Raw genomic sequence first — 19,022 nt, forward strand, 5'->3', positions numbered from 1 at the left:
ATTGAAAAATGGCTTAAAAATTTCTATAATGAAGAAAATTAACGGGGAATAACGGAGGTGGCATGTTGCCTATTAATATACCAAATCACCTGCCCGCTAAGCAGGTGCTTGAAAGTGAACACATCTTTGTAATGGATGAAAGCCGGGCTTTTTCTCAGGATATCCGGCCGCAGAAGATCGTGATTTTAAATCTGATGCCGAAAAAAATCCAAACGGAAACCCAGCTCCTCAGGCTGCTTGGGAATTCGCCTTTACAAGTTCACTTTACGTTCCTAATTCCGAGCACACATACTCCAAAAAATACAGCAAGGCAGCATTTGGATGAATTTTATACGGAATTTTCCAGCATCCGCCACAAACGGTTTGACGGAATGATTATTACCGGCGCTCCGATTGAGCACCTGCCGTTTGAAGATGTTTCTTACTGGGAAGAATTAAAGGAAATTATGGAGTGGAGCAAAACGAACGTCACTTCAACGCTCCATATCTGCTGGGGAGCTCAAGCCGGTTTATACCACCATTACGGCATTGAAAAAACGGAGCTGCCGAAAAAAATCTTCGGAGTGTTTGAGCATACCGTTCTTAAAAAACACGAGAGATTGGTAAGAGGCTTTGACGAGCTATACTATGTGCCCCACTCACGGCATACAGATATTAATACGGAGCAGCTGAAATCGGCTTCAGATTTGGATGTGCTGAGCGTTTCAGAAGAAGCCGGTGTCTGTTTAATCGTTTCTAAAGACGAAAAGCAGATTTTCTTAACGGGTCACCCGGAATACGATACTGATACGCTTCTTCAGGAGTATGAGAGGGATATAGAAAGAAAGCTTTCAAACGTAGAAGCTCCTAAGCACTATTTTGCACCCGGCGGGAAAGAACCTGTAAACCGCTGGAAGGCTCATGCGACGTTATTGTTTATGAATTGGCTGAATTATTATGTATATCAGGAAACCCCGTATGAATGGGATTAATTTTTGTTTTGAGTGATACGGTGACAAAAATATGATAAAATACTCTTGATTCAGTATGGGTATAACAGAACTTTAAAATACTGGAACATATCAATTAAATTTAGTTTAAATATGTTGCCGCGCTTATTATAAAATGATGTACTTGTGTTATGTTTATCTATAGACAATAACTCCTTACGATGCATGAAGCTTGCTTGTTGTTGATTACATTGAGGTGAATTTACTTGAATACCAATAAAAAAGTATTAATTTTGACTGCAAATTACGGAAACGGACATGTTCAAGTGGCCAAAACGCTCTACGAACAATGTCTGCGTCTCGGCTTAGATGTTACGGTTTCCAATTTGTATCAAGAGTCAAATCCGATTGTTTCAGAGGTTACTCAATACCTTTATTTAAAAAGCTTCTCAATCGGGAAACAGTTTTATCGTTTGTTTTATTACGGAGTTGACAAAATCTATAATAAACGCAAATTCAATATTTATTTTAAAATGGGAAATAAACGTCTGGGCCAGCTCGTCGAAGAGCATAAGCCGGACATTATAATCAATACATTTCCGATGATTGTCGTACCGGAATACAGACGGAGAACCGGAAAAGTGATCCCGACGTTCAACGTTATGACCGATTTCTGCCTTCACAAAATCTGGGTTCATGAAAATGTGGATAAATACTATGTCGCCACGGATTATGTGAAGGAAAAACTGATTGAAATCGGCACTCATCCGAACAACGTAAAGATCACAGGCATTCCCATCAGGCCTCAATTCGAGGAAACGATGCCTAAAGAACCGATTTATAAAAAATACAATCTTTCTCCCGACAAAAAAGTGCTTCTTATTATGGCGGGAGCGCATGGTGTGCTGAAAAACGTAAAAGAACTGTGCGAAAACCTCGTTCATGACGATCAGGTCCAGGTTGTAGTGGTATGCGGCAAAAACGGCTCGCTGAAAGAATCACTCAGCAGCTTGGAAAGCGGCAACACCGACCGGCTGAAAGTGCTCGGCTATGTAGAAAGAATCGACGAGCTGTTCCGGATTACGGACTGCATGATTACAAAACCGGGCGGCATCACGCTGACGGAAGCGACAGCGATCGGCGTACCGGTTATTTTGTACAAACCCGTGCCAGGACAGGAAAAGGAAAATGCCATTTTCTTTGAAGATCGCGGTGCGGCTGTCGTGGTCAACCGCCACGAAGAAATTTTAGAGTCTGTCACCTCCCTTCTTGCGGATGAGGAAAAGCTGAACCGGATGAAGGACAATATTAAAAGCCTTCACCTCCCCAACTCTTCTGAAGTCATTTTGCAGGACATTATAAAAGAATCTGAACTGATGGCCGGGAAGGCAGATATGGCAATGTCATAACAAAAAGCACACGAATCATTCGTGTGCTTTTTGTTCGGATAAGTTTTGCCGCTGGAAAAATAAAGATAAAAAATAGAGAGCGGCCGCTTGACGCCCGCTCCCATTTGGTGTATAGTTGAACCATCATTTAACAACGTTTACATACGTACGGTTGGATGATGACAAAATTTTTTTTAGCACGAAGGTGCTACAGTACTAGGAGGAATTAAGCAATATGCAAAACGGTAAAGTAAAATGGTTCAATAACGAAAAAGGATTCGGCTTCATCGAAGTTGAAGGCGGAGACGATGTATTTGTTCACTTCACTGCTATCGAAGGAGAAGGATACAAATCATTAGAAGAAGGACAAGAAGTTTCTTTTGAAATTGTCGAAGGTAATCGTGGACCTCAAGCTTCTAATGTTGTAAAACTCTAAACTCAATACATGTTGATCAGATGACAAATAGAGGAGAGGCGCATGCCTCTCCTATTTGATTGCCGTCTGAATCTCGATTGCTACAAGATTCTGCTTGCACCGCTGCTCGATTTCTTCAATTTGTTTCTCCATTGACGGCATTCCTTTTTTCGCCATTTCCGCTAAACTTCCCAAATCACCGTATATTTCTTTAAATGTCTGCTGAAGGATTGTTTTTAAATCTTTATCATTCACGGCTGGTTTTTCCCTTCTCTCCCAAGATACCCTGAATAATAGTAAATAAGCCCTAATTATCAGGTTCAATAGTTATATCGGCTTATTTTCTATATTTTTTTCTATTTTCCATACATATTTCTAAAAAAAATCTCCAAACTATTTGCGGAGGTGTTTTTTATGGACTCTGAATTTTTTCCAAACGGACTGACGGATAAACGCCAGCTTGAATTAGCAGTGGAAACGGCCCAGAAAACAACAGGCGCGGCTACTCGGGGTCAAAATTCAACTTTGGTTGAATCTGCTTACCAGGCGATTCAGGATGCGAGAACGATGTCACAATCCAGTGAACTGCAGGCACTCGATCAAGATTTCCTGCAAAAGCAGCGAATGCTTTTGGACGATTGCCAGCATCAGCTCGATGAATTCAAAAAATAAAACCGCAAAAGCTGCGGTTTTATTTTTTATTGATTTGTCAGCACCTTGCCGTAGGCTTTCAGTTTCTCCCCCACCGTGCATTGATTAATGCAGAAAGAATGGGCGTGCGTTTTTCCGAACTCCTTGCGGAAATGCTTTTTAACAAAGCAGTCTTTGCAATATTCATCCTGAAGCTCTGTCAATTCTTTATAAATGCTTTTTTTATCCAATATCAGTCATCTCCGTTACCTTCTAGTATTATGCGGCTTTCAATCTGCCGGCCGTCCGAAAGAATTTTTCTGGCAAGGTCATCCGCTTCTTGATTTTCCTTTCGGTTTACGGCTTCATATGTCGGTGTCAGCTTTAAGGATTCGAGCAGCGCTTCAATTTTATCGAGCCAGTCGTTTTGCGTATCATCATAGCACGGCCAGCTGCCGTCAAGCTGATGCAAAACGACGAGGGAATCCCCTTTTATCGTGATTGAATTTCTGCTTGCGCCAAGTTCCTGCACTTCCTTAAGCGCTTCGTACAACGCGGCATATTCCGCCTCATTGTTCGTCTGAAGCGTTAAGCTTTTGTTTTTCCGTATCCGGTGGCGTTTGCCGCCGAGAGAATAATACACGGCAATTCCGAGTCCGGCTAAGCTGCTTTTTTTGTCAAAGCCGCCATCGAAATACACCGTAATGTCGTCAGGTTCGTGCGCAAGCTCTTCCGTAAGTTTTTCCAGCTCTTTTAGCGTCCAGCTTGCGCCTTTTTCATCCTCAAAATAAATGTCTTTTATATATGGAAAGCGGCTGACTTCTCTTGCAAGCATGCGCGCTTTCGGAACGGTCAGCCAATCTTCAGAAAAAAACGCGACTGGGCCTGTTCCTTTTGCTTCTATTTCGATATACGGCTTAAGATTCATTGAAATCACCTTACCATTCATTAGTTGACGGGCGTGTGCTATAATCAAACCATTCTCAAATTGAAAGGAAGTCAGCAGGTTTTGTTTAATGATGTATTATGGATTTTATTTGCGATCATTCATTTTATCATTGTTCTTTTGTTTTATAAAGGATTTGGCAAAACGGGCCTATTTGTATGGATCGGTTTCGCCACGGTGTGCGCCAACTTGCAGGTCGTCAAAACAGTTGAGCTGTTCGGTCTTACGGCGACACTCGGAAATATCATGTACGGCACCGTTTTCTTCGCAACGGATGTGCTGAACGAAAAATACGGTCCCCGGGAAGCGCGCAAAGCCGTTTGGCTCGGCTTTTCCACTTTGCTCGCATTGACATGCGCCATGCAGGGGGCTCTTTTATATAAACCGGCTGCGTCAGATATCGCGCAGCCTGCCCTTGAGACGATTTTCGGTTTTCTGCCGCGTGTTGCGCTCGGGAGCCTCTTGGCTTTTATTTTCAGCCAAACGATAGATGTTTATGTATATTCCGCCATTCGGCGAATCTTTCCTTCAGATCGGCTTCTCTGGCTCAGAAACAGCGGAAGCACGGCGCTCAGCCAATTGCTGGATACATTAATCTTCACTGCCGTGGCCTTTATCGGTGTTTATTCTGCGGGAGTATGGTTCAGCATTTTTATTTCAACTTATCTGATTAAATTTGCGGTATCACTCATTTCTGTCCCATATGCATATGCGGCAAAACGAATGACACCGAACGGAGAGTGACGGATGATGCCCGCTGAAATTTATGTAGACGGTGCAAGCGCCGGAAACCCGGGTCCGTCCGGTATCGGTATTTTTATTAAGCATGACGGGAAATCAGAATCTTTCTCAATTCCGATCGGCGACCATTCAAATCAGGAAGCTGAATTTCTCGCTTTAATTGAAGGAATGAAGCTGTGTGCCGCCCGCGGATATGATTCCGTGTCATTCCGGACGGATTCAGATATCGTGGAGCGGGCCGCGGAACTTGAAGCGGTTAAAAATAAGGCTTTCCAGCCGTTTGTGGATGAAATCGTCCGATTAAAGGCCGGGTTTCCATTGTTTTTTATTAAGTGGATTCCCGGCAGACAGAACCAGACAGCCGATCAGCTCGCAAAAAAAGCGGTTCGGCTGAATAAATAACCGGAATGAAATTGCGTCACACTGTTCATCCTAAAATTGAGGTGAACAGCTATGAGAAAAGAAAATAAAGGCCGGCTGACCGGAGGCGTGAATCCTCAGGGAAATATGGAGGGAAATGCGCACAAAGACCCGAAATCAGCCCTTGAAAACAACGCAAAAAAAAGCAATACAAAACGCTAGAGGGATCAGCTGATCTCTCTGGCGTTCAGCTTTTCGAGCATCCTTTCAATTCCTTTTATCTGATGGCGTCTGAGCATTAAGGATGCTTCTTCCATCTTCAATGAAAAAATCGCTTCTTCAAGCGTACAGACTAACGGCACTTCGCAATGTATTTCAGCAAGCTGCCTTGACAGCTCCAATTCTTTTAAGCTTTGCTGAATTTTCGTTTGCTGGCCCTTCGGCAGTAAAGCGAGACTTTCTAATAACCGTTCTATGTTTTCGTATTCACGGATCAGCTTGTACGCCGTTTTTTCTCCGATTCCTTTAACGCCGGGATAGTTGTCGCTTGTATCTCCCATCAGCGCCTTTATGTCAATCAGCGCTTTTGGAGGAACTCCCGTTTCTTCTCTGAATATCTCATCTGTATATACTTTATAATTGCCGATTCCCTTTTGCAGCAGGGCCACCTGAACTTGTTCATTCAGCAATTGAAGCAGATCCTTATCGCCCGTTACAATCGTAATTTCCGCTTCACCGGAAAATAAGGCAGACAGCGTACCGATACAGTCATCCGCTTCATAGCCTTTTATGCCAATGTTTAAAAACCCGAGCTCACGCGCTGCTTCTTTCGCTAAATCAAATTGCGGAATGAGCTCAAGAGGCGGCTCGCTCCGGTTGGCCTTATAATCCTGAAACAAGTCATTGCGGTACGTTTTGCTTCCCATATCCCAGCAGCAGACGACATGTGTGGGCTGAAAAGCATCAACCGCCGTAATGAGATGCTTTAAAAATCCGTTGACTCCGTTTGTCGGAATTCCGTTTTCATTTCTCATAAAATTGCGATGCACGGCCGTCGCGAAAAACGAACGGAATAAAAGCGCCATGCCGTCAACGAGCAGTAATTTGTTATTCATATATCGAAAACTCCTTTTTTATTCAATGTTCCTATTTTACCATAGGAAAGCCGTAAAAAAACAGCATCCTCCCGTTTGGAAGATGCTGCCGTCACGTTACTCGCCGTGTCTTTTATTGCTTGCCATCAGCTTTTCAGCTTCACGGCCGGCATAGGAATCAAATTTCTGTCCGAAGCCGTTTTTCTTTTTGGCGTTGTTATTCTGCTGTGCATTTCTGTTTCCCAGTTTTGTTCTGCCCATTGTCATATCCCCCCTTAGAGAAGATACGGATAGTATGCGCAGCAAGCGCTGCCGCCACACACGGCAGGTTCAACCATTACTGTCTGCTGACGAATTCTTTCACCATTTCTTCACTTACGAATCGCCTTTGCGGCACTATTCCCTTTTCAGCCAGCTGGTTCATTTTTGCGGTGATGCCGTTGATGGCATCTGTCGTGAACGGTTCATTCCGTCTGCATTTTACAATGGCTTCTTCAATCGCCTGTTCACGCTGATAGTCAAGCTGCACAAATGTTTTGACGTGCTGATGCTGTTTTGCGGAATGTGCTGAAATTGCTTTATGGACTTCTGACATAAAAGGTTTCATCTCGCTTTTTTCATTTTAGTCTACCACGACTGTTATATACCCGCCAACCCGATTTTTAAATTTTCAGGATTTCATCTTTCTTTTTCCATGCTTTTCCGGCCTCGTAAAGACGTTCAATTTCTCCATAACTGGTATTTTCTGAAAGCCCTTGTAAATAAGTGTCACGCTGCTCGCGGATCTGGGACAGACTTTGAACCGCCATTTTTTCCTGAAGCCGGCGCACCTGCTCAGTATAGCGCGCTGAAAGGCTTTCTTTCTCCTGCTCAAGCCAGCTTTCTGTCACTTTTTGCAGGCTGAGCCTGAGCCCCTCCACAAATGCCGCTTTTCCGTTCTGTTCAAAAAACTGTTTCGGCGATTTCACGTCTTTTACGTGATGTGTGAATGCTGAGACGTCAATGACCGGCGCGACCTCTTTCAGCTGAACGGCAAATTCGTTTTCAGCGCTGACATAAATGGAAAAATTCCCGTCTTCCATGAGCTTCTTCCGGCAGTTCTCCATCCACTCCCCAGTCATATGGCGCTCAATAAACCCGGTCATCCGGATATCGAGCGTCTTCAGCTCTTGAATGTATTCAAAACGGAATTCCTTAAGCGCCTCCTTCAGCGCCGCTGATATATTTCGTTTCCAATCGCCATTTTGAAGACCCGGATGGAAGGCGGTTTTCAGCATATCATTCGCATAAAATGACAGACGATGTTTAATGTGATAGAGCTGTTCTTCCGTATCTTTCATCACTTTTCGGATGATGACCTCAGACGTACGGCGCTTTGAAACATCAGCGATTGCTTTTTCATAAGAAGATTCCAGACGCTGTTTCTTTTTTTCTTTTTCTTCTGCCGACTGGTGAAGAGATTCATGAAGCTGTTCCACCATATCGCACAATTTGTCCGCCTCTGTTTGCAGCTGCGCGCAGCTGGCCCTCATTACATCTTCCTCAATAAAGTGCGCAAGTCCGGTTCTTACATCAGCGAACCCGTTATAGAAAGCTTTATTCTTCCCCGCAAGCTCTTCTTTACTTGAAACATGATATAATTTTGGCCGGTTAATTCCTTCTTTTGAAAGTTCAGAGCGGACATAGTCTTTGACGGTTTCCAGCTCGCTTTCCGTTTTGGCAAGATCGGCGGCGTTAATGACAAAAAACATTTTATCCATGCCGAATGATTCTTTGACGAGGCCGAGTTTCTTCAGAAAAGACCTGTCTCCTTTTGAAAAAGAATGCTGATAGTACGTCATATAAAAGAACGCGTCAGCATCTTTTATATATTGAAAGGCAAGCTCTGTATGGCGCTTGTTTATACTGCTTGCTCCCGGCGTATCAACAATGGTAATGCCTTTTTGCGTGAGAGGCGAATCATAATACACGGTGACTTCCTTCACGCAGCAGGCTGTTTTTTCTTCAGCTGCGTACGGTTTTAAATCTTCAATCGGAACCGTCAATGTCAGCCTCTGACGGATCTGTTCTTCGTACGTATTAAACGCCTGAAGCATCGTTTGAATCACCGGCGTAAGATCATCAGGCACTTTTCCCTTTTTAATGGCATAATTCCACCTCTCGTTCAGTGACCGCCCTTTTATGTCAGCATCTTTCAGCTCTGTCAGCTGAAGCATTTCAGCGTCCAGTTCCTCTTCCGTTTTAAAAACGATTTCCGCAGATTTATGCGGTTTGCCGTCTTGCGGTTTCGTTATTTTGTTGATCGTGGCCGTTGTCGGCGTCGGTGATGAAGGAAGCACGTATTCCCCGACCAGTGCATTGGCGAACGATGATTTTCCCGAGCTGAAACCTCCGAATAACGCCAATGTAAATTGACGGTTTTCAAGCCGATCAATCCTGCTTCGAAAGGCTTCTGCCTGTTTTCCTAATAGGCTTGATGAGTCAAGAATCCCCGCCAGTTCATAGAACCGATCCACTTGCTCTTTTATAGAAAGTTCCTTCACCGCAATTTTCTCGGGCTTGTTTACTTCATGCATTACAGTCTCTATTGGTTTCTCTTTTTGGACGGGTGCTTTCGCAAGGCGTTTTTTTCGCGTATACCAGTCGCTGCTTTCCGTATCATAGGCTGATTCTTCTTTCCACAAAGCGCTGACGCGGGCAGCTTTTTCTTCGGCATTGCGCTCTTCTTCTGCCGATTGCGCAAGTTCATCTCTTATTGCGCTTTCTTTCTCAAGCCGTTTTTTCAGGCTCTCTATAAGCGGTCCGTTTTTTGCCTGCACAAAAGCGGTCAGTTCCTCAATGAGCTCTGCTGTCTGCCTTTTCGCTTCTCTTCGGATCATGTCGGCGAGATCTTTCGAATAGGTTAATACGTATTCAGCTGAAAAGGCCGCTCCCTGCTTTAGGGCTTGTGCGGTGATATCATCAGAAAGCGTTGTGCGGTACGCCTGTATTTTCTTGATCAGTTCATCAGATTCCGCTTCATAACGCTTGGCCGCTTTCGTAAATGTGTCGACAATATGCCAATCCGCTTCCCCTTCCGTTCTTTTTTTAATATCAGCAAAAAATTCAGCCTGCCTTCTCTCTTTTTCCGCTGCCGTTTTCGCTTTTGAAAAGAATAATCCTGTTTTGAACGAGGGTTGCTGTGATTCAATATAAGCAGATGCAAGCTCCCTCATCTCAAACGGTGTCAGATTTGCGTTTTGCAAGATGTTCTGCACGTCTTTTCTGATGTCTTTCTCTGATGTTTCAGCCTGTTGAACGGCATTTTCAAGTTCAGCTTCGACAGAACGGACGAGTGTTTCCTGTTTCTCAAACCGCTCCCCGCTGCCGCTCTTCGCATCTTTTACGAGCATGTCTGTATGCTCCTTGACCAAATGTTCAACTTTTTTCTCCGTTAAGGGCCATAGATTTGTTTTTGCCTGCCGTTTCAGGTGCTGCAGATGTTTTTTCAGCTTTTCAATGTCGTTTAACGGATGATCAGGCTCGGTGACAGATGTAAAGAAAAGCGATTCCTTCGGTATTCCGAGGCCTTCGAGCATCTCTTCCACCTGTTTCTGGTACTCTTCAAACTTCGTTTCGGTTTCATCATGCCTGTCAATTTGGTTGACGATCAAAAACAGATTCGGAATACGGTCCTTGACGGAGCTGAGGAACATCATATTTTCTTCTGAATGAACATGATTATAATGGACGACGTAAAATAAAGCATCAGCCTGGTGAAGAATTGATGCGGCTGATAAAAAATGCGCTTCGTCGGTTGAATCAATCCCCGGTGTGTCAATGTAGGCCGCATGGGGCTCTGACTCCTCAAAGCCGGCATAGACTTCCACCGTCTCAATCTGCTCACCGTCTTTACAAAATTGCTGCACTTGTTCTTTATCGTAACTTCCTTCTATTTCTGCATAAGCCCCGTCAGTCGTATGAAGCACGACTTTATCCGCACCATGCCGGATGACAACGAGGTTGGCGCTTGTAGGAATCGGACTTGTCGGCAGTATGTCCTCACCGAGCAATGTGTTTAATAAAGAGGATTTTCCGGCCGAATAATGCCCGGTAAATGCGATATAAACCTCTTCATCAGCCGCTTTTTTCATAATGGCCGCGAGCTGATCGGCCCGTTTTTCATCATGGTGATCCAAAAATTGTGCGTATAAAGCTCCCGTTCTGCTGAACATCTCCCTGTTACGGCGTTCTTCTTCTGTCATGTGTCTTTACCCCTTTGTGTCTGTCGCATCAAATGACGTTTTCGTTTTTAGAAAGCTCTGAAAAAAACCTCTCCCCCATTTTACACAAGAATGGCTTACTTTTCTTCTGGAAACGCAAAAAAGCCGCCGATATCGGCAGCTGATAAAGAAAAAACACCCGCGGCAGGAAAAACCGCAGATGCTTAAGAGGACATTGATTTATTCGAAACTTTTTTCAAAACAAAACCAATTAAAACACTGTATGTACAAACGGCTGCCAGTAAAAATAACATGGTCATTTTCCGCACCACCTTGAATGAGAATCATTTTCATACTTATATCTTATCACGAGTGAGAATGATTTTCAATCCTATTTTGCGGTGTTTTCTTCTAAAGCCTTCTCTTCGGCGCGAATTCTTACAGTGAGCATGCATGCATTCAAGATTGAAAAAAGAAACAATGTCCAGTACGCTCCGTATAACAGCGGCAGCAAGATAAATTCTAAAATGACGACCGCATAGTTCGGGTGTTTGATCCACCTGTACGGCCCTTTTTTGACAAGCTCCGCATCCGGCACGACAAGAATTTTCGTATTCCAATATTGCCCTAATGATAAAAGCGCCCAATACCTGATCCCCTGCACAAAGAAAATGATACATATAATGGCGGCCCACCTTGGAGAAGGCGCTTTATGAAATGCCGCCACCTCGGCTGTAAGAGAGACAAAAAAGAGCACGTGCATCAGGACGAGAAAGGGATAATGCCCTTCTCCGTATTCGACGGCGCCTTGCTTTTTCACTTTCCGCTCATTGCGCCGGGCTACGATCATCTCCGCAATCCGCTGGACGGCAAGCAGCATGATAAACAGCCAAAACATTAAGATGCCCCCTTTTCCCAGCTGAACAGCAAAAGCTCAGACGAAAATCCCGGCCCGAGAGCGCCGATCAGCCCTTTTTCGTTTTCTTTCTGCATCCCGTGCAGCAGCTGCTCTTTTATGACATGAAAAATAGTTGCGGAAGACATATTCCCGTGTTTTTGCAGCACCTTCTGAGATGCAGCAAGCTGTCCGGTGTCCATTGAAAGACTCGTTAAATAGGCGTCAATGACCTTTTTCCCGCCGGGATGGGCAAGAAAAGTTTTAATATCGCGAGACAGGATTCCCTGTTCTTGTAAAAATACATCAACATTGTCTTTCAGCCAATGCGAAACAAGGGTGGGAATGTCTCTTGAAAAAATGACTTGAAACCCGCTGTCGGTGAATTCCCAGCCCATCACATCTTCCGCATCTGGCATCATCACCGATTGAGTGGCGAATATCCGAGGTACGAGCGGCTGTTTGACGTCTTTTCGGCTCGCCTTCTCCCCTCCGATTAGCACGGCGGCAATTCCGTCCGCAAACAGGGAGGTTCCGATTAAGTTGCTTTTTGACTTGTCCTCCGGCTGAAACGTTAAGCTGCAAAGCTCGGCCGCGATGACAAGCACGTAAGCTTCAGGGTAGGCGCGGCAGTATTCGTACGCCCTGGACAGGCCGGCCGCTCCGCCTGCGCATCCTAGTCCCCAGATCGGAATCCGTTTTGTTTTTGAAGAAAACGGAAGCTGATTCATCACTTTCGCTTCAATGCTCGGTGTCGAAAGCCCGGTGCTGGAAATAAAAAAGATCGCATCCACTTTTTCATATGGAATCGGGTTTGTTAAACATCGGGGGTTTGTCAAACAATCAACCGCCGCATCCACACTGTGCTTAACGGTTTCTTCCGTATACAGCCGGTTTTTTTCTGAAAAACCCCGTGCCGTTTTATACCATTCAATCGGCCGGACAAACTGTCTTGATTCAATTTCGCCGTTTTGAAAAGCTTTTAACAGCCGGTCAATATCCTTAAATGAATTGGCAAACATCCCTCTCGCAAAATCCGCCGCCGTTTCTTGCGAGACATGATATTTCGGAATGCTGGTTCCGACTGATAACACATATGCCATGCCCATCACCTCTTCACATAAAGGTTTCCGCTTTTTTCCTGAATGTATGCATAAGTTTGAACCGAGGATTTCACTGACATGCCATTTTAATTTAAAATTGGCCCTTTTGAATGATAAGCCGTTCGACTATACTTGACCCATTCATGAAAAAAGGTTGTGATTGGGATGCTGACACCTGTAATTCTTAAAGGGTCACTCGTTCAGTTAGAGCCGCTGGCGATTGATCACTCTCAGGCACTTTGCGAAGCAGCTTCAGAAAATAGGACGGCTTATGCTTACACCCATGTTCCTGACGGCATCGAAGAAACAAAGCGATATATTGAGCGTGCGCTTTCCGATTATGAAAAAGGAATCGCATTGCCTTTTGCAGTACGGAGCCTTGAAACAGACCGAATCGTCGGAAGCACGAGATTTATGGATGTGGAGGTGTTTACGCGGCCGGCGGAGGCAGCTCCGGAAGTGTGTGAGGTCGGCAGCACGTGGTATGCCTCTTCCGTACAGCGGACCGGTGTCAATACGGAGTGTAAACTTTTGATGCTGACCCATGCGTTTGACGTGTGGCAGGCTGTCAGAGTGACGCTGAAAACCGACGTTCGCAATCAGCGCTCACGGACTGCGATTTTGAGGATCGGTGCCCAATTTGAAGGAATCCGCCGCGCGCATATTCGGGCTGTCGACGGCGGCCTCAGAAATACCGCCTACTACTCCATCCTCCGGGAGGAATGGCCTTATATCCGGCAAAACCTTTCTGACCGGCTCGGAGCATATAACTGAAAAACCTGCCGTTATACGGCAGGTTTTTTACATATTCGGATCATAGACGTATAAATTGAGATCGATCCGTCCATCTGACGTGACCTCTACCCCCTCAGCCTCAAGGGACAGCTTCTGTACAGAAAACATCTCTTCATCTTTCAATCCGATTTCCCCCTTCGCATTGATGACCCTGTGCCAAGGGAGACGATGCTTTTTACTCATGGAGTGAAGAATCCTCACAACCTGCCTCGCTCCCCGCGGACTTCCCGCAAGACCGGCAATTTGCCCATACGTCATCACTTTTCCTTCAGGTATCTGTTTAATAATGGCTAACGCCCGCTCCGTAAATGTCATGCAACCCCTCATTTCCCGAAATACAGCAGTATTCTTAGTTTCTTCCGAACTTATCATACAACAGTTTTGAAGGTGAAGTCACTTGAGCGGCAGCCTGCTGTTTGTACTAGGTTCAGAGAAGCGTCTCAGTTACCTATCCGAAGAAAAAGAAAAGGTTGTACTGCTCATGCCTAAAGATGGTTAGAAGCAATAGCTAAAATAGAAGAGTTTAAAGAATTAATCATCATTCTGGTGAGTTCTGTAATAATTCTCAGCGGGATAGATATTTCACTCCCAAAAAATTTGAGCCCTGAGATAAAATATTCCGATCTATAAAAATTTCAAAATTAAGGTGCATTCGTTCATATTCAATTTGGTTAAGAATCCATAGATAGTTCCGATCAGCAGAAATTTTTGTTTTGTCAATTAACAAATAGCAGCCATCAAAAGATGTGCAATTGTAATATACTCCGTCTTCAAAAAACATTTTTCAATTTCTTCCACATTAAGTATATGAAGCCCCCGCGTGCATTTCTGCCATAAATCAGCACAGCAAATATTCTGGCCCCGTTATGATGCAGTTTCAAAAAAACTCTATCGTCATCGTGGAACGAAACATTTAGTTTCTTCTCAAAACATTCAATTTCTCGATCGTTTGCACCTTTAGAAAAGGTGCATTTCACTTCAGCCAAAGTTCCCTCACTCTTTTAAGTTTAATTGTCCTTTTTCATCAATGGATTCTTTTAAACCTTTTATTTTTTTAGAAATTTATCCTCTTTTCAGGGGTTATAACTATCTTTTTTGATATTTATATGATGGTGCTTATTCTATCACCCTTTCATTAACCACGATTTAAGTAAATTATTAGTATGTTCACAAAAAGTTAATAAAAATGAACATGGACACTTTCAACATAATATGTAATAATACAGTTGTATCAAAAAAAGAAAAGGAGTGTTTAAAATGAAAAAAATCTTAACTGGTTCCGCCTTGTCTCTTGCTCTGCTTGTTTCTGCTGCACCTGCATTTGCAACCGCTGCTTCAGCAACATCTAACACAGTCAGCGTTGAAAAGGAACAAAAAGTAATAACACCACAAGCATATTTAAAAAGAGTTCCTCTTACTGGATATCCATCTAGATGGAGCATTCCTAACACAACAGTTTTCATGGGAGTGACACTATACTTGAAAGAAGCTAGACAGGAAAGTAATGGTACATGGACTGGGATATTTGAAGGTTGGATTAACGACTAAATAACATTGGAGTATCTTGAACATTTGTCCTTTAGGCATGTTACAAATAAAATGAAAGAGGATGCCTCGCAAAAAGTTCAGCAAACTTTCGGAAGCATCCTCGATCTCGGGATTTCATAAAGAAATGTTATTAAAATGTTATTTTTTTAAGAAAAACGGATAACTAACCCTCTTGAACCCTTGTCACATCAAGGGTTTTTTTCGTTTTAGGAATCATATTATAAACAATATTCAAAAGGACAGCGGTAAAACTGCCGGCGACGATTCCGTTTGTGGTCAAAAGATTTAAGTAAGACGGCAGGTGCTTAAACATATCAGGAACGACGGTTACGCCGAGTCCCAATCCGACGGAACACGCGACGATCAGAAGATTTTCCTGCTTTTTGAAGTCAATTTGGCTGAGCATTTTAATACCGTAGGAAATGACCATGCCGAACATGGCCACCATCGCTCCGCCCAGTACCGAAGATGGGATGATAGTCGTGAAAGCTGCGATTTTCGGAAAAAGGCCGAAAAGCATTAAAAGTCCGCCCGTAACACCGATGACCGCGTTTTTCTTAATTCCCGTCAGCTGCACGAGGCCGACGTTTTGGGAATAGGCCGTGTACGGAAATGCGTTGAAAATGCCGCTGATGAATACCGCAAGGCCTTCCGCGCGGTAGCCTTTTGCTAAATCACGTTCAGACAGGCGCCGGTTTGTCAGATCACCTAAAGCGAAATAGACGCCGGTTGATTCCACAAGGCTGACAATGGCAACGATGGACATCGTAATAATCGGTGCCGCATGAAATGTCGGCGTCCCAAAGTAAAACGGTTTAATCATTTGAATTGCGTCAGCGTTCGCCACATTGTCAAATTGCACTTTGCCCATAAAATAAGCGATGGCCGTCCCGATGACAATGCCGATTAAAATCGAAATGGATTTCAAAAATCCTTTTGTAAACCGATAAAGCAGCACGATGATGACAAGCACCGTAAATCCGAGGGCAAGGTTAGCCGGATCACCGAAATCCTTGCTGCCTTCCCCGCCGGCAATATGATTCATTGCAACCGGCATCAAGGTCATCCCGATAATCGTTACGACAGATCCGGTTACAACGGGCGGAAAAAAGGCGACGAGCTTGCCGAAGAAAAAAGACAGCAGAATGACAAGCAGACCCGATGCCAAAATGCTCCCGTAAATGGCAGAAATCCCGTATTCCTTGCCGATGGAAATAATCGGAGCCACCGCGGTGAACGTACAGCCGAGCACAACGGGCAGGCCGATGCCGAAATATTTATTTCTCCACACTTGAAGCAGCGTTGCCGCCCCGCACATAAAAATGTCAATTGAAACGAGGTATGTCAGCTGTTCTGCATTCAGTCCCAGCGCCGCTCCTACAATTAAGGGAACGACAACAGCGCCGGCATACATGGCAAGGACATGCTGGATACCGAGGGAAAGAGTTTTGGCATAGCTGTTTTTCATGAACGGACCTCCTGTACAAATGACACTTTTCCGTCTTTAAGCGATTGAATTCTCGCCAGTGATTCGACACGGCATCCTTTTTTCACAAGCCCGTCTCTTCCCGGCTGAAATGACTTTTCAATGACAATGCCGATCCCGCAAACCGCTGCGCCTGCTTGTTTTACGATGGATAAAAGCCCTTCTGCCGCCTGTCCGTTCGCTAAAAAGTCGTCAATGATTAACACGCGGTCATCTTTAGAAAGATGACTGCCTGAGACGGCAATCTGACTTTCTGTTTTTTTCGTAAAAGAATAAACGGACGCCGTCAGCAGATCATCCGTTAACGTGAGAGACTTCCTTTTTCTTGCAAAAATGACGGGAACGCCGAGTTCAAGGCCGGCCATCACCGCAGGCGCAATGCCCGAAGATTCAATTGTGACGATTTTTGTGATACCGTCTTTTTCAAAACGGCGCGCAAATTCCCGGCCGATCTGCTGCATAAGAACCGGATCAATTTGATGGTTTAAAAAAGAATCCACTTTCAGCACTTGGTCAGAAAGAACGATTCCGTCTTCTTCTATTTTTCGTTTTAATGCTTCCACAATAATTACCCCCGCTTATAGAAAATAAAAAAACATTGCCCGCTCTCAATAAAAAGAGCAAGCAATGCCGAATGTCTACACGTAACGGCCGAATAAAAGCCGTTCCATTGCTCACTCATAGTCGGACATTTACGGTGACCGGTAGAAACTTGCGTGCCATATCCACGCGATTATATGAGTGTTCATATGATATTAATCAAATTATAACAAGATCTGCTTATTTTGCATAGAGAAATTTAAATAATTACGAACTTTTTCCAGAGAATCCGCCTTTATTATTCGTCTTTTTAGAAAAACACCCGGTATACACCGGGTGTTTCGTTTATAGAAATAAATTCGAATATTTGCCGACAAGATACTCAATGAGGTATTGAACGTTCAGCTCTTCTCCCGTTGCATCTTTAATAATGTCAAGCGGCAGTTTGCGTCTCCCATGCTGATGAACCTTTTCTGTCAGCCATTGTTTGATCGGCTCAAAATCGCCCCGTTCGATTAATTGATCAAATTCAGGCAGATCGTCAAGCATGGTATTCTTCAGCTGAGCCGCATACATATATCCGAGCGCATAGGAAGGGAAATAACCGAAATCTCCGCCAGCCCAATGAACGTCCTGCAAAATACCTTTTGCGTCAGATGGCGGTGTAATGCCTAAATAATCATGATATTTTTGATTCCACAATGCAGGCAGTTCCTCCACTGACACTTCATTACTGAAAATCGATTTTTCAATTTCATAACGGATAATAATATGAAGCGGGTACGTCAGCTCATCCGCTTCAATTCGGATAAAGGACGGTTTCGCCTCGTTGACGGCGCGTACAAAATCCTCTCTTTTTACATCTTGAAATTGATCAGGCGAAGCCTCAATCATTTTTTTATAATATGCGGTCCAGAAATGTTGATTTCTGCCGATAAAATTTTCATAAAATAACGATTGGGATTCATGAATTCCCATGGATGCACCGTCAGATAAATTTGTCCCGCTCAGCGCTTCGTCAATATTCTGCTCGTAGATTGCATGCCCGCATTCATGAATCGTTCCGAAAATCGCGGTGCGGAAATCGTTTTCGTCATATCTGGTCGTCACCCGCACATCCCCGCGGTTGATTGTCGTCATAAACGGATGCACCGTCTCATCCAGGCGGCCGCCGTCAAACTCATACCCGAGCTCTTTTAAGAAGTACAAGGAGAGATCTCTTTGTTTTTCTTTCGGAAACGTTTTTGTTATAAAGGCAGTGTCCGGTTTATTGTCGGATGCCGTGACTTTTTTGACTAAGGGAATGATCGCTTCCTTCAATTCAGAAAACAGCTGATCCAGCACCTTTACCGTAACACCCGGTTCGAAAATATCGAGCAATGCGTTGTACGGATGATCCTCATAGCCCCAATAAGAAATAAACCGCTTATTAAAATCAATCAGCTTCTCAAGGTAAGGAGCAAACATGGAGAAATCGGAGGCCGCCCTTGCTTCCTCCCAAGCCGTTTCAGCTTTTGATGTCAAAATGACGTATTCTTTATACTCTTCTTCAGGAATTTTTTTATTTTGGTCATAATCTTTTTTTGCCAGTTCCGCCGCTTTTACTGTATCTTCAGAGAGCTCTTTTGCATGCGCGAGAAGGATGTCAATCAGCTCTTTCATCCGGTCGGATGTCTGGATTTGAAAAACGTCAGCCGACAGCTGTCCGATGCTTTCCGCACGGTCATCGGAGCCTTTTTTCGGGGCTCCCGTCCTTGAATCCCAATGCATAAGCGCAATGGCTTCTTCATAATGGGATACTCTTTTTAACAGATCAAAAAACTCTTTTTCATATGTATGTATATCCATATCCGTTCCCTCCCTTTTCACTATCAATTACAGGCTAATGGAACGCTGTGATAAAGTCAACTTGTTGGTTTTCCAGAATTTAAAAAAGCCGCAGGATAAAAA

Annotated in this window: 23 protein-coding genes, 1 pseudogene and 1 riboswitch; of the genes and pseudogenes, 10 read left to right on the top strand and 14 right to left on the bottom strand. The window is 44.1% G+C overall.

The genetic code is table 11. From position 1 onward, the window contains the following. Nucleotides 1-65 precede the first annotated feature (65 nt). The 4 genes and pseudogenes from metA (at nucleotide 66) to cspD (ending at nucleotide 2,753) form a co-directional block, all read left to right on the top strand. Complete coding sequence (metA, locus tag ICW23_RS05655; protein WP_016936691.1) at nucleotides 66-971, top strand: homoserine O-acetyltransferase MetA; 906 nt, start codon at nucleotides 66-68, stop codon at nucleotides 969-971. Nucleotides 972-1,195: 224 nt separating this feature from the next. Next, the gene (locus tag ICW23_RS05660; protein ID WP_016936692.1) at nucleotides 1,196-2,338 is read left to right on the top strand and encodes a diglucosyl diacylglycerol synthase; all 1,143 of its coding nucleotides are present in this window, start codon (nucleotides 1,196-1,198) and stop codon (nucleotides 2,336-2,338) included. A gap of 87 nt (nucleotides 2,339-2,425) precedes the next feature. Further along, a pseudogene (locus tag ICW23_RS05665) lies at nucleotides 2,426-2,537 on the top strand (hypothetical protein); the annotation flags it as partial. Between the two features lie 15 nt (nucleotides 2,538-2,552). Then, entirely contained in the window at nucleotides 2,553-2,753 is a 201-nt protein-coding gene (gene cspD, locus ICW23_RS05670; RefSeq protein ID WP_003153604.1) for a cold-shock protein CspD, read from the top strand. A gap of 51 nt (nucleotides 2,754-2,804) precedes the next feature. Here the strand turns inward: cspD and ICW23_RS05675 are convergent, their stop codons facing one another. Further along, a complete protein-coding gene (locus ICW23_RS05675; RefSeq protein WP_012117812.1) occupies nucleotides 2,805-2,987 on the bottom strand; it encodes a hypothetical protein in 183 nt (60 codons plus the stop codon). Between the two features lie 159 nt (nucleotides 2,988-3,146). Here ICW23_RS05675 and ICW23_RS05680 point away from each other — a divergent pair, with 159 nt between their 5' ends. Then, nucleotides 3,147-3,404 (top strand): DUF2564 family protein, encoded by a 258-nt coding sequence (locus tag ICW23_RS05680; protein ID WP_016936693.1) that lies wholly within the window; start codon nucleotides 3,147-3,149, stop codon nucleotides 3,402-3,404. Nucleotides 3,405-3,430: 26 nt separating this feature from the next. Here the strand turns inward: ICW23_RS05680 and ICW23_RS05685 are convergent, their stop codons facing one another. Then, complete coding sequence (locus tag ICW23_RS05685) at nucleotides 3,431-3,613, bottom strand: zinc-finger domain-containing protein (protein WP_003153581.1); 183 nt, start codon at nucleotides 3,611-3,613, stop codon at nucleotides 3,431-3,433. A gap of 2 nt (nucleotides 3,614-3,615) precedes the next feature. After that, the gene (locus tag ICW23_RS05690; RefSeq protein WP_016936694.1) at nucleotides 3,616-4,290 is read right to left on the bottom strand and encodes a ribonuclease H family protein; all 675 of its coding nucleotides are present in this window, start codon (nucleotides 4,288-4,290) and stop codon (nucleotides 3,616-3,618) included. An 81-nt stretch (nucleotides 4,291-4,371) separates the two neighbouring features. Here ICW23_RS05690 and ICW23_RS05695 point away from each other — a divergent pair, with 81 nt between their 5' ends. The 3 genes from ICW23_RS05695 to sspL are packed head-to-tail and all read left to right on the top strand — an operon-like array spanning nucleotide 4,372 to nucleotide 5,631. Next, nucleotides 4,372-5,052 (top strand): queuosine precursor transporter, encoded by a 681-nt coding sequence (locus tag ICW23_RS05695; protein ID WP_016936695.1) that lies wholly within the window; start codon nucleotides 4,372-4,374, stop codon nucleotides 5,050-5,052. A 6-nt stretch (nucleotides 5,053-5,058) separates the two neighbouring features. Further along, nucleotides 5,059-5,451 (top strand): reverse transcriptase-like protein, encoded by a 393-nt coding sequence (locus tag ICW23_RS05700; RefSeq protein WP_029575232.1) that lies wholly within the window; start codon nucleotides 5,059-5,061, stop codon nucleotides 5,449-5,451. Nucleotides 5,452-5,502: 51 nt separating this feature from the next. Continuing rightward, entirely contained in the window at nucleotides 5,503-5,631 is a 129-nt protein-coding gene (gene sspL, locus ICW23_RS05705; protein ID WP_003153575.1) for a small, acid-soluble spore protein L, read from the top strand. A gap of 5 nt (nucleotides 5,632-5,636) precedes the next feature. Here the strand turns inward: sspL and ICW23_RS05710 are convergent, their stop codons facing one another. The 7 genes from ICW23_RS05710 to ICW23_RS05740 all read right to left on the bottom strand — a co-directional run bounded on the left by ICW23_RS05710 (nucleotide 5,637) and on the right by ICW23_RS05740 (nucleotide 12,703). Continuing rightward, nucleotides 5,637-6,524, bottom strand: coding sequence for a 5'-3' exonuclease (locus ICW23_RS05710; RefSeq protein WP_095241694.1), 888 nt, complete (start codon nucleotides 6,522-6,524; stop codon nucleotides 5,637-5,639). A gap of 96 nt (nucleotides 6,525-6,620) precedes the next feature. After that, nucleotides 6,621-6,764: a hypothetical protein gene (locus ICW23_RS05715; protein WP_003153570.1), complete on the bottom strand. Its 144-nt coding sequence runs from the start codon at nucleotides 6,762-6,764 to the stop codon at nucleotides 6,621-6,623. 76 nt (nucleotides 6,765-6,840) lie between these two features. Beyond that, entirely contained in the window at nucleotides 6,841-7,098 is a 258-nt protein-coding gene (locus ICW23_RS05720) for a YpbS family protein (protein WP_016936698.1), read from the bottom strand. Between the two features lie 67 nt (nucleotides 7,099-7,165). Further along, nucleotides 7,166-10,747 carry a dynamin GTPase gene (gene dynA / locus ICW23_RS05725; RefSeq protein WP_188154164.1) on the bottom strand — a complete coding sequence of 1,194 codons (3,582 nt, stop codon included), beginning with the start codon at nucleotides 10,745-10,747 and terminating at the stop codon, nucleotides 7,166-7,168. 182 nt (nucleotides 10,748-10,929) lie between these two features. Beyond that, nucleotides 10,930-11,025 carry a Fur-regulated basic protein FbpC gene (gene fbpC, locus ICW23_RS05730; protein WP_095241696.1) on the bottom strand — a complete coding sequence of 32 codons (96 nt, stop codon included), beginning with the start codon at nucleotides 11,023-11,025 and terminating at the stop codon, nucleotides 10,930-10,932. A 71-nt stretch (nucleotides 11,026-11,096) separates the two neighbouring features. Continuing rightward, on the bottom strand, nucleotides 11,097-11,603 hold the full coding sequence (locus ICW23_RS05735; RefSeq protein WP_016936700.1) for an isoprenylcysteine carboxyl methyltransferase family protein: 507 nt from the start codon (nucleotides 11,601-11,603) through the stop codon (nucleotides 11,097-11,099). Further along, nucleotides 11,603-12,703 carry a type III polyketide synthase gene (locus ICW23_RS05740; RefSeq protein ID WP_016936701.1) on the bottom strand — a complete coding sequence of 367 codons (1,101 nt, stop codon included), beginning with the start codon at nucleotides 12,701-12,703 and terminating at the stop codon, nucleotides 11,603-11,605. Before ICW23_RS05740 ends, ICW23_RS05735 begins: the two co-directional genes overlap by 1 nt. A gap of 165 nt (nucleotides 12,704-12,868) precedes the next feature. Here ICW23_RS05740 and ICW23_RS05745 point away from each other — a divergent pair, with 165 nt between their 5' ends. Further along, entirely contained in the window at nucleotides 12,869-13,477 is a 609-nt protein-coding gene (locus ICW23_RS05745) for a GNAT family N-acetyltransferase (protein WP_016936702.1), read from the top strand. A gap of 27 nt (nucleotides 13,478-13,504) precedes the next feature. On the opposite strand, the gene ICW23_RS05750 is transcribed toward ICW23_RS05745, so the two are convergent. After that, nucleotides 13,505-13,813, bottom strand: coding sequence for an MGMT family protein (locus tag ICW23_RS05750; protein WP_016939045.1), 309 nt, complete (start codon nucleotides 13,811-13,813; stop codon nucleotides 13,505-13,507). A 942-nt stretch (nucleotides 13,814-14,755) separates the two neighbouring features. Between ICW23_RS05750 and ICW23_RS05755 the strand changes: the two genes are divergently transcribed. After that, on the top strand, nucleotides 14,756-15,046 hold the full coding sequence (locus ICW23_RS05755; protein WP_016939046.1) for a hypothetical protein: 291 nt from the start codon (nucleotides 14,756-14,758) through the stop codon (nucleotides 15,044-15,046). A gap of 163 nt (nucleotides 15,047-15,209) precedes the next feature. Here ICW23_RS05755 and pbuX read toward each other — a convergent pair whose 3' ends face one another. From pbuX to ICW23_RS05770, 3 genes are all read right to left on the bottom strand, one after another. Next, nucleotides 15,210-16,514 carry a xanthine permease PbuX gene (gene pbuX, locus ICW23_RS05760; RefSeq protein ID WP_016939047.1) on the bottom strand — a complete coding sequence of 435 codons (1,305 nt, stop codon included), beginning with the start codon at nucleotides 16,512-16,514 and terminating at the stop codon, nucleotides 15,210-15,212. Continuing rightward, nucleotides 16,511-17,095, bottom strand: a complete 585-nt coding sequence (gene xpt / locus ICW23_RS05765; RefSeq protein WP_047475752.1) for a xanthine phosphoribosyltransferase — start codon at nucleotides 17,093-17,095, stop codon at nucleotides 16,511-16,513. Before xpt ends, pbuX begins: the two co-directional genes overlap by 4 nt. 98 nt (nucleotides 17,096-17,193) lie before the next feature. Continuing rightward, a riboswitch (purine riboswitch) is annotated at nucleotides 17,194-17,293 on the bottom strand. Nucleotides 17,294-17,417: 124 nt separating this feature from the next. Next, nucleotides 17,418-18,920 (bottom strand): carboxypeptidase M32, encoded by a 1,503-nt coding sequence (locus tag ICW23_RS05770; protein WP_188154165.1) that lies wholly within the window; start codon nucleotides 18,918-18,920, stop codon nucleotides 17,418-17,420. Nucleotides 18,921-19,022 lie beyond the last annotated feature (102 nt).

Origin of the sequence: Bacillus sp. 1021, assembly GCF_014534735.1 — a bacterium.
GTDB classification, from domain to species: Bacteria; Bacillota; Bacilli; order Bacillales; family Bacillaceae; genus Bacillus; species Bacillus siamensis.